This is a genomic window from Bacillus sp. ISL-57, assembly GCF_018613135.1.
GTDB lineage: Bacteria > Bacillota > Bacilli > Bacillales > DSM-1321 > Peribacillus > Peribacillus frigoritolerans.
Window position 1 is genome coordinate 750,669 of record NZ_JAGGQV010000002.1, and the last position, 15,770, is coordinate 766,438.

A 15,770-nucleotide genomic window follows, 5' to 3' on the forward strand; every position below is an offset into this window, starting at 1 on the left:
TGTTGAATAAGTGTGAAGCAAGGAATTTCCTTACTTTCACACCAAGCTATAGCCATGCCTTTTTTAAAAGCCGGATTCCAGCTTCGATTTCCCTTTCGGTTAAACCACCGTACCCAATCAAAATAGTCGGATCTTTCACATTCTTTGAATGATAAACCGATGTTGGGTGGACCTTAACCCCAACACTGGCAGCCCTTTGGATGAGCTCTGCCTCACTGCTGCCGTTTTTTACGTTTAAAAGAACGTGCAATCCTGACTTTTCACCGATTATGTTTACACGATCATGGAAGCTCTCTTCCATTGCGTTCAGCAGCACCTTATTCTTTTTACGATAAATCGTCCGCATTTTATTCAGATGGCGTTCCCAATGTCCATTTTTCATAAAAAGACAGAGCGTTTCCTGAATCAGTCTGGAAACGGTCTGTTTATATCCGATTAACTTCTCCTGAAATCGGCAAGACAACTCCATGGGCAGCACCATAAATCCCACCCTGATCGATGGGATGAGCGACTTTGAAAACGTGCCTAAGTAGATGACCCTTCCTTTTGTGTCCAACCCCTGCAACGACGGAATCGGTTTGCCTGCATGTCGGAATTCCCCGTCATAATCATCCTCAATAATATAACCCTTTTTTTCCACCGCCCAATTCAGTAATTCCACCCGTCTAGTTATCGGCATGATCATACCGGAAGGAAATTGATGGGAAGGTGTGACATAGGCTACATCCGCTGCACTCTCTTTCAAGGATTCCACACTCATTCCACTTTCATCCAAAGGTATGAATGCCATATCCGCTCCCTCCAGACTCAGTACCTCCCTAACCCGATGAAAGCCAGGATCTTCCAACCCAAATACCCGCTCATTTCCAAGCAGTAATCGCAAAAGATGGATGAAATACTGGGTACCTGCCCCAATGAAGATTTGATCAGCACCGCTACGCACTCCTCTCGATTGGAATAGATAGGATGAAATCTCAGCCCTAAGCCCCCATTCCCCTTGTGGATCACCGCTCATGAACATTTCCCTTTCCTGTAGATACAACGTATTGTTCAAGCATTTTTTCCATACGGCATGCGGGAAAGAATCCACGTCCACCCGGCCATGATTGTAATCTATCTCATTTCTTTCGTACAGAGGGCCCATCATCCCTTCTGTTACAGGCAACGGCTCATTCAAAGCTGAAATCGGTTCTAAATCGGCTACGTAATAACCTTTCCTTAATTGACTTTCCACATATCCTTCTGCCATCAACTGCTGATAAGCCGTATCAACTGTATTCAGGCCTATCCCTAAATGCAAGGCCAGTTTTCGTTTAGAAGGCAGTTTCATTCCGGCCTTTATTTGTCCATTCTGGATTTCCTTTATAAAGTATTTATACAATTGTACATATAAAGCTTCTTTGTTCGTTTTATCTAAGGTTAGAGTGATTTCAAACATTTGGGCCTCCTTAAAACTGGTTCCATAAATTATATCAGCATTGGTCCTTAATGCAGAACCAGAATATTTTTATAATGAAGATATCAATCAAGAGGAGGAAACTATGGAGCATATCGAATTATACGGGAAACACGTGATACTCACCCCGATGATGGAACATCATGCCGAACCGCTTTACGCCGCTTCGCTGCCATCAGAAATATGGGAATGGAGTGCAACAAAGATTTTGTCATATGAAGAGGCGATCTCCTATGTAAAGGAAGGCATTCAAGCAAGGGACCAGGAACTTCATCATCCATTTGTCGTACTCGATCGGACAGATGATTCGGTAGTTGGCAGTACGAGCTTAAGGAATATTCACTTTCATAATCAATCGCTGGAAATCGGCGCGACTTGGTATCATCCCGACAAATGGCGAACAGCCATTAACACTGAATGTAAGTACTTGCTATTGCAGCATGCTTTTGAAAGGTGGAAAATGAAACGGGTTGAATTCAGGACGGACGAATGCAACAAAAGATCACGTGCAGCAATAACCAGGCTCGGCGCCCTTGAAGAAGGCATTTTGAGGATGGAGAAAAAACTGCAAGATGGGAGGAATAGGAACACGGTGGTCTATAGTATTCTCGACCATGAATGGCCCAGTGTGAAAGGGAATTTGGAAGCTTTTTTAGAAAGGTGAAAATGAGAAAAAGAGTGCCGTTGTTTTGCACTCTTTTCTCTTGCTGCTATTTTTCATGAGAGTCTTTATGAATTTTCGATAAAGAATCTTTTTGCCTTTTCGTTGATCGAATGAATATGAAAACACCAATCGCAAATAAAAACGGCATTAGTAAAGCAAAAAGAAGATAAATCATATCACCAAAGAACAAGTATATTACCCCCTGACGCACACTTTTGTCTGTTAAGCTTTTCCGTCAGACTTGGATGATCCTTGCTTAGTCTAAGCTTAGTGACAAGCGAATCATATCCTGGCACTGAATCCCATTTTCATAAATGGCCTCGGAATAGTTCCTATTAAAAAAATCCCGATCGACCCCAGTTATTCTAAAACCGCATTTTTGGTAAAGGGCAAGCTGGCCTATCCCCGAATTCCCCGTTCCGATTTCAATCATTTTATATCCCTGTTCCCTTGCATGTCCTATCGCATGTTCAATCAATTGCCTGCCAATTCCTCTCCCATGGTACTGTTCATCGACCGCGATGTTCATTATCTCTATCAGTTCCGGGCCTTTTTGCAGTAAAACAAAAACGCCGATCACCCGGTTTTCACCCACGGCAACAAAGCACGTTCCGCTCCCCAAATATTCCTCGACCAATTTCCTTGAAGGATCTGCCAAAAGTAATAAATGCATCGGGGGTGGCTCATCCAAGAATAATTCCCTTATCTCCATCAGCACCCAAACCCTCCTCAGTTTAATTCATCTACAAGCAGTTCAACCAATTCCGATGCAGGAAGTTCCCTGCTCAACTTATAACCCTGTCCTGCCCACAAGGCCATCAATTCAGGATTGTTCTTTTGTCCGGCTGCTTTTCGCATTTGTTTTGTCATGTGATGGACATAAGGATAGGCGACCGGTGCAACACTATCATATTCCGTTAAAAAGTGATTCACCAACCCGCGAGCCCTCCGCCCGCTGAAGGCTCGGGTAACAGCAGTCTTAGTGAATCGGGGATTTCCCAGCGCCGCCTTATGGACCGGACTTGCCCCGCTTTCGGGACAGCGAAGGAAAGCGGTACCCAATTGTGCCGCTGTTGCTCCTGCTTCGAGCACGGCCGCGATATCCTTTCCTTGCATCAGTCCGCCTGCGGCAATGATCGGTAAGTCCAGCTCAGCCTCTATCATCCGAATCAATACTAAAAGGCCGTAATCATCTTCTGTGCCGTTATCAAAGCTGGCCCGGTGCCCCCCTGCTTCAAACCCCTGTACACATAGAACGTCCGCGCCTGCTCCCGCCGCCTTTTTTGCTTCATGAAGGTTGGTTACTGTCACGGCTATAAGGGAACCGACATCTTGGAGCTCCCTTATCACATCTTCCGTTGGACATCCAAACGTAAAACTGACGATCGCGACCCCAGTCTCCTTCAATACATCTAGTTTATTTCCCCAATCATCGTCATCACTATCGGCTTTTCCAATCTCAGCCCCAACGCTCTCGGCCTCTTTTTCGATCTTTTCACGATAGCCAGATAATATATTTTCATCCACCGGCTCGTTGCCTGGCACAAATACATTCACACCAAAAGGGCGTTCAGTCAACTGACGGGTCTGCCCTATCTCGTCCTTCATCTCTTCCGCAGTCTTATAGCCAGCTGCGAGAAAGCCCAATCCTCCTGCATTGGATACTGAAGCCGCAAGCTTCGGAGTGGAAGCTCCTCCTGCCATCGGTGCCTGAATGATTGGATATCTCATTAACTCTTTCAACATTCGATACAACTCCTCTTGATTTTTCTTCATGCCCTTATCATTTTTACGTTTTCTTGGTATAATGATTATCTGTAAGAGAAAAGTGTCTAAATGATCACCCTTTATATCTTGCAAATATAAAATATAGGTGGTAAATAAAAAATGGAAACAAAACCATATAGAGTATTACTTTATTATTTGTATGTACCTATCGAGAATCACGAAGAATTCGCAGCCGAGCATCTTGCGGCATGTAAAGCCCTTGAATTGAAAGGCCGTATCTTGGTGGCTTCAGAAGGTATCAACGGAACGGTTTCAGGTACGATCGAACAAACCGACAAATATATGGACATGATGAAAAGCGATCCCCGCTTTGCCGATATCGTGTTTAAAATAGATGAAGCTGAAGGCCATGCTTTCAAAAAAATGCATGTACGTCCACGCAATGAACTTGTAACGCTTCGCTTGGAAGACGACATCAACCCGAACCAGACGACAGGCAAATACTTGAGCCCGAAGGAGTTCTTCGAGCAAATGCAAGATGAAAACACCATCGTCCTTGATGCCAGAAATGACTATGAATTTGATTTAGGACATTTCAGGGGTGCAATCAAGCCAGAAATCACGAATTTCCGTGAACTTCCGGAATGGGTACGGGAAAATAAAGAAATGTTCGAAGGCAAAAAGATCCTAACGTATTGCACGGGCGGTATCCGCTGTGAGAAATTCTCCGGCTGGCTTGTCGAAGAAGGCTTTGAAGATGTAAGCCAGCTGCATGGCGGCATCGCAACATACGGGAAGGATCCCGAAGTCCAAGGTGAGCTATGGGATGGCCAAATGTATGTTTTCGATGAAAGGATTGCCGTACCTATCAATCAAAAGGAACATGTCATTGTCGGACGCGATATTTATTCCGGCGAACCTTGTGAACGCTATGTCAATTGCGCTAATCCTGAATGCAACAAGAAAATCCTTTGCAGCGAAGAGAACGAACACAAACATATGCGCAGCTGTACCCATGAATGCCGAGTGCATCCGCGTAATCGCTATGTTGTCGAGCATAACCTTTCTGAAGAAGAAGTGGCTGAAAGATTACAGCTAATCGAAGATTCCATTACGGCAAAATGATTTTAGCAAACCCGAATCAGTGGACATGATCCCTGTTCGGGTTTTTTTATCGATTCAAACCAAATCTTATTTCCCTATATTAAACCTATGCCTTGGACTTCATTCCACTGCAAGGATTAACTATGATTTTTTAATGCCACCTGCTTTTACTGCAATATTACCTCCATTCTTACTTCCATATCACAATAGAAAAAACCTTCTTAAAACGTAAAAAGAATGGTTTCCGCTTTAAGATTTTAGCGGTCATCAGTCTTACCTACATGAAAAGAGCGATTCCTCTAAAGAGGAATCGCTCTTTTCATGTTATTTTGCCTCTGCACTTACAACAATCCCGCAAGCTTGTCTATCGCCTGCATCACCAGTTTTCAAAGTATCTGCATCCGGTCCTTTTTCTCCATTGGCTTCATATCGGTCAGGAATATTGGCAAAGTTGTCTGGATTAGCATGAACGATTACAGCCAGCTCTTCTTTCTTCAGTTGGTCTATTGTCATGTTATCCAATGTTGCCGTATATTTTGCTGTTCCATCTTCTTTTACATATAAAGGGGGCATATCACCTGCATGTTTAGAATGCGTTTCATCAGTTGGGTTGAAGTGTCCTCCCGCTGTAGTGAAAGGGCCATCCTTGGCATCCGCCTCACATGCTGCATTCTCGTGAACATGGAATCCATGATAGCCTGGCTCAAGACCTTCCAAAGCGGTCTCGATCACTACAGAATTCTCTTCAGCGGTAAAGTTCACCGTCCCAAGTGTTTTACCTTCTACATCTTTAACTTCCGCTTTCACCTGCGGATCAACCTCTGTATCTGTTCCTTGTCCCACTGTAGTCATGTCCTCGGCCTTATTATCGGCCTCATTTGAATCATCCGCTGAATTGCATCCATACAGTAAAAAGGCAGCACACATCGGCAGTATAAGCTTTTGTTTATAGTTCATGATAACTTCCCTCCACTCTCTTATATGTATCTTCCTCTTATTACTTTCCACTATTATGGAAGAATAAACAGATAGCGGCATAAATAGGAAAATAGATTACACCAATGAGAGTGAACACCTTACTAAATTCACAGACAAGGATTTTACAATATAGCTTAAAGGGCTCACATTTTTACAAAGTGATGACCCCGAAAGTAATGGCTGCGATCGTCATGATGATGGTTGTCCCAAACGCCCATTTAAACAGGAATTTTTGGTGATCCCCAAAATCCACGCCTACAAGGCCAATCAATATGAATGTTGCAGGCACCAATGGCGATAAGGGGAACCCTGCGGTCGAATGACCTAATAATGCCGCCCTTCCGATTTCTACAGGGGCAATGCCGAAGTTCGATGCCGTTTCACTTATGATTGGCAGAATGCCAAAATAATAGGCATCAGGTGAAAAAATGAACCCCATCGGTATGCTCGTCAGCGCTACCACCAGTGGCAAATGTGCCCCGAGCCACTCCGGAATGACGGTTACGATTGAAGCAGCCATCGAGTCCATCATCTTTGTTTCCGTGAATACACCCGTAAAAATCCCTGCTGCGAAAATGAGTGTACAAATCATCACGAAACTATTGGCATGACTTAAAATCCTTTCCTGCTGTTCTTTTGGATTAGGAAAGTTAACGAATAGTGCAATCGCAAAAGCGGAGGCAAATAAGATTTGGATCGGCAGCACTTCCATCACCAGCAAAACCATCAGTAAAATCGTCAAGAACCAATTAAACCAAAAAAGCCTGGATGTTCCTTGAGGTGCGGTTTCAACAGCTGCAGCCTGTTCGCCCATACCAGTTTGCATGTTCGTCTCCAGGGAGCCGACTCCCAATCTCTCCCTTTCCTTTTTGCCAAGTACATATGCCGAAAAAAGCGTCCATAAAAGACCGCAAATCATGACCGGAATAAGAGGTATGAATAACTCCGATACTTCCACCTGAAGGCTCGCGGCCGCCCTGACCAAAGGACCTCCCCAAGGGATCATGTTCATGACGCCAGCGGCCAAACCAACGACACAGGCCAATACGAGCCTGTTCATCCCTAATTTGATATAAAGCGGCAGCATGGCCGAAACAGTGATCATGAATGTAGAAGAACCATCTCCGTCCAAACCTACCAATATGGTTATAATGGCGGTTGCCATGACAACCTTTAGCGGATCTCCTTTTACAAAACTCAGTATTTTAGCGATCATGGGCTCGAATAAACCAACGTCAATCATTAAACCAAAATATAGAATAGCAAAAACGATCATGACTGCTGTCGGTGTCACCTTTAAAATACCCGCAACCATCATATCTCCCATTTCCGAAGCAAACCCGCCAATCAGACCAAAAGCTATCGCCGTAAAGATAAAAGCGACAACCACTGATAAACGCTTAGTGATGACCAAGACCAGAAACGTTAAAATCATACAAAACCCTAAAATCGTCAACATGTTTAAAACTCCTTTAATTGGAAAAATGAATACCTTTTGCACATTAATTTTTCTGAAAAATCAGTATTTTCACATTATACCATTTGCCCATTCATTAAAAAACCAGTTAAACAAATTCGTTTAATAAATTAGTTAATTTCTGTATACTATTATTTAGGAACCCGAAGTTTTTTTCGGAGGAAAGAAGTGTTGTATGTAAAATGAACGCTCATAAAATAGCTAAACGGAATCTTTTCATCATGTGGTTCGCCAATTTCTTCATAGGCGGGAGCATGACGATGGTTCTCCCATTCATATCCTTATACATTGGTACATTCGGAGATTATTCGACTCAATATATCCAGCATTGGTCCGGATGGACTTTTGGAATCACTTTCGTGACTGCCTTTTTATTCTCCCCCATTTGGGGACGGATTGGTGACCGGTATGGCAGAAAGAAAATCTTGATTGCCTGCGCCTTTGGGATGGGCCTGTCCATCTTCCTGATGGGATTCGTCGAAAATGTTTGGCAGCTATTCGTCCTAAGGATGTTCACAGGAATATTCACTGGCTTCATTTCCATGTCCCAGGCCTTCATATCAACGCAGACACCAAAAGAAATTGCCGGACGCGTACTGGGAACCTTACAAACGGGAAATATAACCGGTTCCCTTTTCGGACCATTGCTTGGCGGCGTGCTTGCAGACACACTCGGTTATTCAACCGCCTTTAAATTCACCTCCATCACCATTTTCATCTCTGGTCTTCTTGTTTTTGCAACCAAGGAGTACCGAATGGAGCGGCAGAAGGGAACGAAGTCGAGCTATACAAGCAGGGAAGTTGTCTCACATATCTTAAGGAATCCCATCCTGGTGAATGTCATGCTCATCTCCACGCTTGTCCAAGTTGCCCACTTCAGCATCCAGCCCATTCTTTCTTTATACGTTGGTGAGCTGCATGGAACTTCCAATCTTGGCTTTTATTCAGGAATCGCCTTTTCTGCAGCAGGTCTGGGGAATTTATTGATGGCGCGTCACTGGGGCAAGATAGGTGATCGGCATGGACATGTGAAGATTCTTGTGCTGCTTCTTTTTCTGACAGCTCTTGTCTACTTGCCAGGTGCTTTCATCAATCATTTTTGGCAGCTTGTCTTTGTACGCTTCATACTAGGCATGGCAATAGGCGGCATCATCCCTGTAAGGATTGCCTACATTCGCCAAGAAGCGCCTGTCGCAATGCAGGGGGAAGTGCTAGGGTACAATACGAGCCTGCGTTTTTTAGGCAATATCATCGGACCCGCAATGGGCGGAATGGTTGCTGGTTTCTACGGATTCTCTGCCGTCTTCATCACGACCAGCACGTTACTCCTCATAGCCGGACTTGTCCTCTATTTCGCGATGCATCGCAATCCGGAGTTGGCCAGATCACATTAATCACATTTTTGGCAAGAAAGCCTGCTTCCATCTTTAAGCAGGCTTTCTCCTGTTTAATGCTCATACAGCAGTAGTGTGCTGGATACTTCTGGAACTTTTTGTATATAGGGAGTTATCGAAGAGAAATCAAGGAAAAAGATTTGAAGGGGTCACGTTCATGCTTATCCGTAAAGTCCTCCAACCCTTATGACATACCCAGAAACTGATAAGTATTTTTCCTGCACTCATCACATCAAATTTTATGTTAAGATTATTTTAGGCAAATTTTATGAAAGTAAAAGACGCAAAGCCACGGGCCTAAACCAACAACTTAGTTGTCAAGGCAGCCGGGTTGCCAAGATTTTTCTTGAATGGATCACTTTATATTAATTTTCTTGCCCCTTTTTAATTTGCCTAAAATTAAAACAAGGAGGGTTATATATGTTCTTTCCAACCATTTATTCAGCTACTACGGATGAGAGACACATAGTTAAAGATAAAAATACTTGTGCATGCGGCACAAGATATAATGCATTCGCAATGTTATCCAGAAGCGACCTTCGAAAGATCAGGTTCAAGCATTATAAAGAAGTAACATGTCCTTTATGTAAATCCAGCATCATTGATGAGGAATAGCCTCTTAACACAATGACGAATCCCACTCAAACTTTGATAGAGCTGGCCTTTTCATCCTCACCATTCCCCATATATGGTAAAAGGGGAAAATATCATTCCGATAAAAAAACTCTCTTACCTCCTGCCCACATATTGACACAGTTAGAGCACTATCTTTTTTTCATTATATGAATGGTAAATGTACGGTCACCCTATATTGGGCTCGATAAGATATAAATCATGAAGTAATCATTTGATTGTATCGCGTTTCGAGTTCTAAAACCCATTTCCCGAATGTCATGAATAGGTCCAATCGGTGGCGTAAAGCTAGCAGGAAAGGGAAATCCATGTTTTTTTGACTTTTTAATTATGAAATAGATCTCTACCGTTTACTCCACTCACCCTTAGCGGGAATTTAACAAAAGCCTATAGGAGCGTCAAAAATGGCCAAGCCATTAACGGAAATCCGATTCGACTGACTTTATTGCAAGCATGACCTGTATGCATTCGCCTATCTCCATAAAATTGACTTCCCTCACATGATAGCTCAATCACCTTTTGCAGCCAATTCTTCTCTCTTAAAGCATTTTTCCTTCCTACGATAAGAAATGAATAGCCCCCGATTTGTCGTTTATATTATCCATATAGATAGAATAAAGGACTCATGCTATAATTTAGTGCGTTAAAAAGGAAATGAACACACATTATATATGAAAGAAGGAGTGTTTCTTTGAATACATCTGCATACAAAAAGGAATGGTTCGGCAACGTTAGAGGAGATGTTCTATCTGGAATTGTCGTTGCCTTGGCATTGATTCCGGAGGCGATTGCCTTTTCGATCATTGCTGGCGTTGACCCGATGGTTGGTTTATATGCCTCATTCTGCATTGCCATCGTCATCTCCTTTGTCGGCGGAAGGCCGGGAATGATATCGGCTGCCACTGGCGCAATGGCACTCGTCATGGTCGACCTTGTTAAAGATCATGGCTTGAACTATTTACTTGCTGCAACAATATTGACTGGTTTGCTGCAAATTTTACTAGGAGTTTTAAAAATCGGGAAATTAATGAAGTTCATTCCGAAGCCGGTCATGACTGGTTTTGTGAATTCTTTAGCCATCCTGATTTTCACGGCACAGCTTACCCATTTTGTGGGCGAAACATGGATCATGTATGTCATGACAGCCGTTTCATTAGCTATTATTTATCTTTTTCCGCTGATCACGAAAGTCATACCTTCACCACTTGTCGCCATCATATTCATGACGATCGTTGCAGTTACCACGGGGGCTACGGTGCGGACGGTTGGGGATATGGGGCAATTGACCGAAGCGCTTCCGATGTTCATGCTTCCAGACATCCCTTTGACCTTCGAAACTTTGGCGATCATTTTCCCTTATTCCATTGCCCTTGCGTTTGTTGGACTGCTTGAATCGTTATTGACGGCTCAAATTGTCGATGAGATGACTGACACGGACAGTAATAAAAATAAGGAAGCCAAAGGCCAGGGGATTTCGAATATCATCGCCGGATGCTTTGGCGGCATGGCAGGATGTGCGATGATCGGCCAATCCGGTATCAACATTAAATCGGGTGGAAGGGGCCGGCTCTCCACATTTGTAGCGGGCGCATTCCTTATGGTATTAATCGTGGTATTGAACGATGTCCTTATCAAAATACCGATGGCTGCACTTGTAGCAGTCATGATCATGGTTTCAATCGGGACATTTGACTGGTCTTCCCTAAAGAGGCTCACTAAAGCTCCTAAGTCGGATGCAGCCGTGATGATCGTGACGGTCCTCATTGTCATTTATACACATGACTTATCAAAAGGGGTATTTGCCGGAGTGCTTTTGAGCATGATTTTCTTCTCGGCTAAAATTTCTAATGTGGCAGTAGAAAAAACGGAAGACATCCAGGCCAAGAAAATCACTTATCGTATCAGCGGACAAATATTTTTCGCTTCTGTCCAGGACTTTGTTTCAAAGTTCGACTTCAAGGAAAAAGCCGATGCAATCGTCATCGACTTCTCCCATTCCAAGATCTGGGATGCTTCAGCAGTCGGTGCTGTCGATACGGTTATTCTTAAATATCAGCTCTTGGGAATACCTGTCCTAGTTCAAGGACTCGATGAAGAAAGTTCGACATTGCTTGAAAAACTCGCCACCTCAGAAAGTAAAATATCTTAAAGAAGTAAAATTCTGCTGAATAGAAACTTTTCAAACCGACAAAATAGATAACATGAATCATTTCCTTTTGAAAGGAGCGAAAAGCATGACACCCGAGCAGGATTATACGGCAGCAAATCTGTCACCGGATTTATTGAATGAACTGAAAAGCTTTGAAAGCAAACTTGGCGAGGAAGCCAATAAAGAATTGATTGTCATCGCCTATGAAAAAGAAAAGGAATCTTTAAATTAAGAAAAAAGACTCAAACACCCTTAATGGGATGGTTGAGTCTTTTTTTGAATGTACAGAAAAAGGGTGCCCATGTTTTTAATGAGCAACCCTTTTCCTATATTATTTGCTGAATACGTCGGTTAAGACCGGCACGATTTGTTTTTTACGCGATACAACGCCTTCCAACACGGCGATGTTATTGTTTAATGAAACGTCATATGCTTTTTCAACCGCATATGCCGCTTTACCAAGGGCCAGGGCAACGGAATCATTAGTCAGGATATCCGTTACGACGAATAGGAACAAGTCCAATTCCTTCACTGCGATGACCGCTTCAATCGCTGCTTCCAATTCAGCTTGCTTAGCAAGGACTTCGTTCGGATCAACAGCATTGACCTGTGCTATTTCCACTTTAGCCATTCCCATGGAGAATTCCTTTGCATCAAGAGTGATGAGCTGGGCAATCGTTTTGTCGCTCAAGTCAGCTCCCGCTTTCAACATTTCCAAACCATATTTTTCAGCGTCGACTCCCGCAATGGCAGCCAGTTCCATTGCTGCTGCAACGTCTTGCTCCGTGCAAGTCGGGGATTTGAACAATAAAGAATCGGAAATGATGGCAGACAGCATAAGACCTGCGATTGCTTTAGGGACTTCAATGCCGTTTTCTTTATAAATTTTATTTAAAATGGTTGCCGTACAGCCAACTGGTTCCGCACGGTAATATAATGGATCGCTCGTTTCAAAGTTAGCGATACGGTGATGGTCGATAACTTCCAATACACGGACTTGGTCAATATCTTCAGCACTTTGCTGGCGTTCGTTATGATCGACCAGGATTACGCCATCAGCTTCCCCTGCAACTTTTTCCACAAGACGGGGAGCATCGAATTTGAATTGGTCCAATGCATATTGAGTTTCACCATTCACTTCACCCAGACGAACTGGTTCAGCGTTGATACCTAACTGCTTTTTCAGATCTGCATAAGCGATTGCTGAACAGATTGTGTCTGTATCCGGGTTTTTATGTCCAAAAACTAATACTTTTTCCAAGATTTTATCCCCTTTTTCATAAATATTTTTCCGCGAATCCCCTCACCGCAATAAGGGAGAGCCACCTTTACTAGACACTTTATTTTAACACAAAATGCCGTAAAATCAGCGCTTGATTTATCCATTCCCCCATAAAATCTTTCACTCCCCCACCCTCTTCCATCACTTTGTCAATAGATAAGGGGTGGTTTTTTTCAAATATATTAGTTGAATTATCATCGCATATGGCTTACGATAATATAAGCAGAAATACTAGATATTGATTACATAAACAATTCCAATAACTATATATAGAATTTTTATAATCCAAGGTGCCAGTGATGGCTGAAAAGGGAATCCGGTGTAAACCCGGAACTGTCCTCGCAACTGTAAATGTGACGAAATGAGAAAACCACTGTATAGCTCTCTATACGGGAAGGACTCAAAGTAGGATGATCATGAGTCAGGAGACCTGCCTTGAATTTTTCACGTTTCTTATTCTTCGGGGATTGAGATGATGAAACGATAGTATAACGGCTATTTTTTCATGGCTCTTTTATTCTATCGTTTGATCCGCTCAATTCTTTGGGCGGTTTTTTTATTTTAGCGGAAGTTAACAAGGAGGATTATTAATGACTCAAACATATAACTCTACCATAAGTGAAAATGACACAGAAGCGAAATCCATCCAGCTTGAGACGTTATCGAAGGAATTCGAAGGCCGTCTCGATATGGAAAAGTTCAAAAGGCGTTTTACAAAATGGCTTGATCGCAAAAGTGACTCAACCGAAGAACAGGCATCAAAAAAATTGATTCAGCTCGCTCTTGAAGGTGTGGATATCGATGCTCCGGATTGGACTTTCGTTGCTGCAGCAGAACTGTTGAATACAATGTATAGGGATGCACAAGCCAATCGAGGTTATGAAGGCAAGAGTTATGGCCCATTCTATGAGCTGATCACAGAACTCTCCCAGCTATCGGAAGGTCAGCGTTATCCCATTTATAAACCAGAACTGCTATCTTCATATACAAAAGCGGAAATTGAGGAATTGGGATCGGTGATCGACCCGGAAAAAGATAAATTATTCTCTTACATAGGCATCTACTTATTGAATGACCGCTATCTGGCCCGCCCAAAAAAGGACAAGGTCTTCGAACTGCCGCAAGAACGTTTCATGATCATCGCGATGGAAATCATGCGAATGGAAAAAACGGAGCACCGCCTGCAACTGATAAAAGAAGCATACTGGGCCATGTCCAACCTTTATATGACCGTTGCGACTCCTACACTCTCCAATGCAGGTAAAACACATGGACAGTTAAGCTCCTGCTTTATCGACGCAATTGAAGATTCCATTGACGGAATTTACCTATCAAACTACGATGCCGCAAAAGTATCTAAATTCGGCGGCGGTGTCGGTCTTTACGTCGGTAAGGTTCGCTCGCTTGGTTCCGATATCCGCGGTTTCTCTGGAAACAGTTCCGGCACGACTCCCTGGATTCGACTATTCAACCAGACAGCAGTAAGTGTCGATCAATTGGGGCAACGTAAAGGTGCCATCGCGATTTACTTGGATGCCTGGCATAAAGATATCATGAGCTTCCTAGATTTGAAGACTCAAAACGGGGATGACAGATTAAAAGCACATGATATTTTTACAGGTGTATGCATACCGGATTTATTCATGGAGGCTGTACGCGACAGAAAAGAATGGTATCTTTTCGATCCGCATACCGTTAAGCAAACCCTTGGATTTTCACTTGAAGATCTTTATGACGAAAAGAAAGGCGAAGGAAGCTTCAGGAATCATTATGCACTTGCTGTCGAGGCCGCGGAAAATGGCACGCTTCCAAACTATAGCTTTGAAAAAATCAATGCGATGGACATCATGAAAAGCATCATGATTTCTCAATTAGAAGAAGGCGTACCGTATATGTTCTACCGCGATGAAGTGAATCGGAAGAATCCGAATAAACATAAAGGTATGATATATTGTTCTAACCTTTGCACGGAGATTGCCCAAAACCTAAGCCCTTCGACGATCACGGATGAATATGAAACAGAAGATGGAGATGTTGTTGTGGTTCGTAAAAGCGGGGATTTCGTTGTCTGCAACCTTTCATCCATTAACTTGCCACGGGCGGTGGGCAGCGATGTTCTGGAAAGATTGATTCCCATTCAGATCCGTATGCTGGACAATGTCATTGATGTGAATAATCTTCCTGTCAAACAAGCATCCATCTCGAACAAACGGTACCGGGCAATTGGTTTAGGAACGTTTGGATGGCATCATTTACTTGCCATACAGAATATTTATTGGGAATCCGATGAGGCTGTTCACTATGCAGATGCTTTATACGAAAAAATCGCTTACTTAACTATCAAGGCATCCAACGAATTGGCCAAGGAAAAAGGGTCTTACCCATATTTTGAAGGTTCTGATTGGCATACAGGGGACTATTTCGAACTGCGTGAGTATACAGATCAAAAATGGCTGGATTTAAAAGCAGACGTGCAGGAGCACGGTACCCGTAATGGCTATTTAATGGCGATTGCCCCCAATTCATCGACAGCCAAAATCGGTAATTCCACGGATGGAATCGATCCTTTGTATGAAATTGAATTTTACGAAGAAAAGAAAAACTTCAAATTCAAGGTGACCGCACCAGGCTTGACGCCAAATACGTATGAATATTATAAAAAGACGCGATTCAATTTGGATCAACTGGAAAGCATCAGGCAAAATGCAGCCCGCCAACGCCATATTGACCAAGCAATCAGCTTTAATCTGTATGTACACAATACAATCAAAGCGAAGGTCCTATTGGATATCCATTTAACGGCATGGGAAAGCGGGTTGAAATCAACGTATTATGTTCGTTCGACGTCTTCCGAATATGACAATGCCTGCGAAAGCTGTTCAAGTTAACGTCAATCATGACCCAG

General features: G+C 43.1%; 13 protein-coding genes and 2 riboswitches. Of the genes, 7 read left to right on the top strand and 6 right to left on the bottom strand.

Annotation, left to right across the window (positions count from 1 at the left end; genetic code table 11):
• Positions 1 to 46: 46 nt before the first annotated feature.
• Positions 47 to 1,438, bottom strand: coding sequence for a MocR-like pyridoxine biosynthesis transcription factor PdxR (pdxR, locus tag J7I90_RS06930; RefSeq protein WP_214769715.1), 1,392 nt, complete (start codon positions 1,436 to 1,438; stop codon positions 47 to 49).
• Positions 1,439 to 1,541: 103 nt separating this feature from the next.
• On the opposite strand from pdxR, the gene J7I90_RS06935 reads away from it, so the two are divergent.
• Positions 1,542 to 2,120: a GNAT family N-acetyltransferase gene (locus tag J7I90_RS06935; protein WP_214769718.1), complete on the top strand. Its 579-nt coding sequence runs from the start codon at positions 1,542 to 1,544 to the stop codon at positions 2,118 to 2,120.
• A gap of 256 nt (positions 2,121 to 2,376) precedes the next feature.
• Here the strand turns inward: J7I90_RS06935 and J7I90_RS06940 are convergent, their stop codons facing one another.
• Together J7I90_RS06940 and J7I90_RS06945 are read right to left on the bottom strand one after the other, a co-directional pair.
• Positions 2,377 to 2,832: a GNAT family N-acetyltransferase gene (locus J7I90_RS06940; protein WP_214770172.1), complete on the bottom strand. Its 456-nt coding sequence runs from the start codon at positions 2,830 to 2,832 to the stop codon at positions 2,377 to 2,379.
• A gap of 17 nt (positions 2,833 to 2,849) precedes the next feature.
• Positions 2,850 to 3,866 (bottom strand): nitronate monooxygenase, encoded by a 1,017-nt coding sequence (locus J7I90_RS06945; protein ID WP_251025120.1) that lies wholly within the window; start codon positions 3,864 to 3,866, stop codon positions 2,850 to 2,852.
• A gap of 141 nt (positions 3,867 to 4,007) precedes the next feature.
• Here J7I90_RS06945 and trhO point away from each other — a divergent pair, with 141 nt between their 5' ends.
• On the top strand, positions 4,008 to 4,973 hold the full coding sequence (trhO, locus tag J7I90_RS06950; RefSeq protein WP_048678052.1) for an oxygen-dependent tRNA uridine(34) hydroxylase TrhO: 966 nt from the start codon (positions 4,008 to 4,010) through the stop codon (positions 4,971 to 4,973).
• Positions 4,974 to 5,276: 303 nt separating this feature from the next.
• Here the strand turns inward: trhO and J7I90_RS06955 are convergent, their stop codons facing one another.
• Together J7I90_RS06955 and J7I90_RS06960 are read right to left on the bottom strand one after the other, a co-directional pair.
• The gene (locus J7I90_RS06955) at positions 5,277 to 5,909 is read right to left on the bottom strand and encodes a superoxide dismutase family protein (protein WP_214769722.1); all 633 of its coding nucleotides are present in this window, start codon (positions 5,907 to 5,909) and stop codon (positions 5,277 to 5,279) included.
• A gap of 172 nt (positions 5,910 to 6,081) precedes the next feature.
• Complete coding sequence (locus J7I90_RS06960) at positions 6,082 to 7,389, bottom strand: CitMHS family transporter (RefSeq protein ID WP_214769725.1); 1,308 nt, start codon at positions 7,387 to 7,389, stop codon at positions 6,082 to 6,084.
• 200 nt (positions 7,390 to 7,589) lie between these two features.
• On the opposite strand from J7I90_RS06960, the gene J7I90_RS06965 reads away from it, so the two are divergent.
• The 4 genes from J7I90_RS06965 (at position 7,590) to J7I90_RS06980 (ending at position 11,815) form a co-directional block, all read left to right on the top strand.
• Positions 7,590 to 8,801 carry an MFS transporter gene (locus J7I90_RS06965; protein WP_214769727.1) on the top strand — a complete coding sequence of 404 codons (1,212 nt, stop codon included), beginning with the start codon at positions 7,590 to 7,592 and terminating at the stop codon, positions 8,799 to 8,801.
• 248 nt (positions 8,802 to 9,049) lie between these two features.
• Positions 9,050 to 9,140, top strand: a riboswitch (cyclic di-GMP riboswitch).
• Positions 9,141 to 9,221: 81 nt separating this feature from the next.
• Positions 9,222 to 9,416 (top strand): hypothetical protein, encoded by a 195-nt coding sequence (locus J7I90_RS06970; protein ID WP_053534016.1) that lies wholly within the window; start codon positions 9,222 to 9,224, stop codon positions 9,414 to 9,416.
• Between the two features lie 709 nt (positions 9,417 to 10,125).
• Positions 10,126 to 11,583 (top strand): SulP family inorganic anion transporter, encoded by a 1,458-nt coding sequence (locus tag J7I90_RS06975; RefSeq protein ID WP_214769730.1) that lies wholly within the window; start codon positions 10,126 to 10,128, stop codon positions 11,581 to 11,583.
• Positions 11,584 to 11,668: 85 nt separating this feature from the next.
• The gene (locus tag J7I90_RS06980; RefSeq protein WP_153246080.1) at positions 11,669 to 11,815 is read left to right on the top strand and encodes a hypothetical protein; all 147 of its coding nucleotides are present in this window, start codon (positions 11,669 to 11,671) and stop codon (positions 11,813 to 11,815) included.
• A 99-nt stretch (positions 11,816 to 11,914) separates the two neighbouring features.
• Here J7I90_RS06980 and J7I90_RS06985 read toward each other — a convergent pair whose 3' ends face one another.
• Entirely contained in the window at positions 11,915 to 12,844 is a 930-nt protein-coding gene (locus J7I90_RS06985; protein WP_034314865.1) for a manganese-dependent inorganic pyrophosphatase, read from the bottom strand.
• 292 nt (positions 12,845 to 13,136) lie between these two features.
• Positions 13,137 to 13,317: riboswitch (cobalamin riboswitch) on the top strand.
• A gap of 138 nt (positions 13,318 to 13,455) precedes the next feature.
• On the opposite strand from J7I90_RS06985, the gene J7I90_RS06990 reads away from it, so the two are divergent.
• Complete coding sequence (locus J7I90_RS06990) at positions 13,456 to 15,753, top strand: ribonucleoside-diphosphate reductase subunit alpha (protein ID WP_214769733.1); 2,298 nt, start codon at positions 13,456 to 13,458, stop codon at positions 15,751 to 15,753.
• Positions 15,754 to 15,770 lie beyond the last annotated feature (17 nt).

Excerpts from the sequence above, each read along its gene's own strand:
- pdxR (WP_214769715.1), bottom strand. The coding sequence starts at position 1,438 with ATGTTTGAAATCACTCTAACCTTAGATAAAACGAACAAAGAAGCTTTA.
- J7I90_RS06935 (WP_214769718.1), top strand. The coding sequence starts at position 1,542 with ATGGAGCATATCGAATTATACGGGAAACACGTGATACTCACCCCGATG.
- J7I90_RS06940 (WP_214770172.1), bottom strand. The coding sequence starts at position 2,832 with ATGGAGATAAGGGAATTATTCTTGGATGAGCCACCCCCGATGCATTTA.
- J7I90_RS06945 (WP_251025120.1), bottom strand. The coding sequence starts at position 3,866 with ATGTTGAAAGAGTTAATGAGATATCCAATCATTCAGGCACCGATGGCA.
- trhO (WP_048678052.1), top strand. The coding sequence starts at position 4,008 with ATGGAAACAAAACCATATAGAGTATTACTTTATTATTTGTATGTACCT.
- J7I90_RS06955 (WP_214769722.1), bottom strand. The coding sequence starts at position 5,909 with ATGAACTATAAACAAAAGCTTATACTGCCGATGTGTGCTGCCTTTTTA.
- J7I90_RS06960 (WP_214769725.1), bottom strand. The coding sequence starts at position 7,389 with ATGTTGACGATTTTAGGGTTTTGTATGATTTTAACGTTTCTGGTCTTG.
- J7I90_RS06965 (WP_214769727.1), top strand. The coding sequence starts at position 7,590 with ATGAACGCTCATAAAATAGCTAAACGGAATCTTTTCATCATGTGGTTC.
- J7I90_RS06970 (WP_053534016.1), top strand. The coding sequence starts at position 9,222 with ATGTTCTTTCCAACCATTTATTCAGCTACTACGGATGAGAGACACATA.
- J7I90_RS06980 (WP_153246080.1), top strand. The coding sequence starts at position 11,669 with ATGACACCCGAGCAGGATTATACGGCAGCAAATCTGTCACCGGATTTA.
- J7I90_RS06990 (WP_214769733.1), top strand. The coding sequence starts at position 13,456 with ATGACTCAAACATATAACTCTACCATAAGTGAAAATGACACAGAAGCG.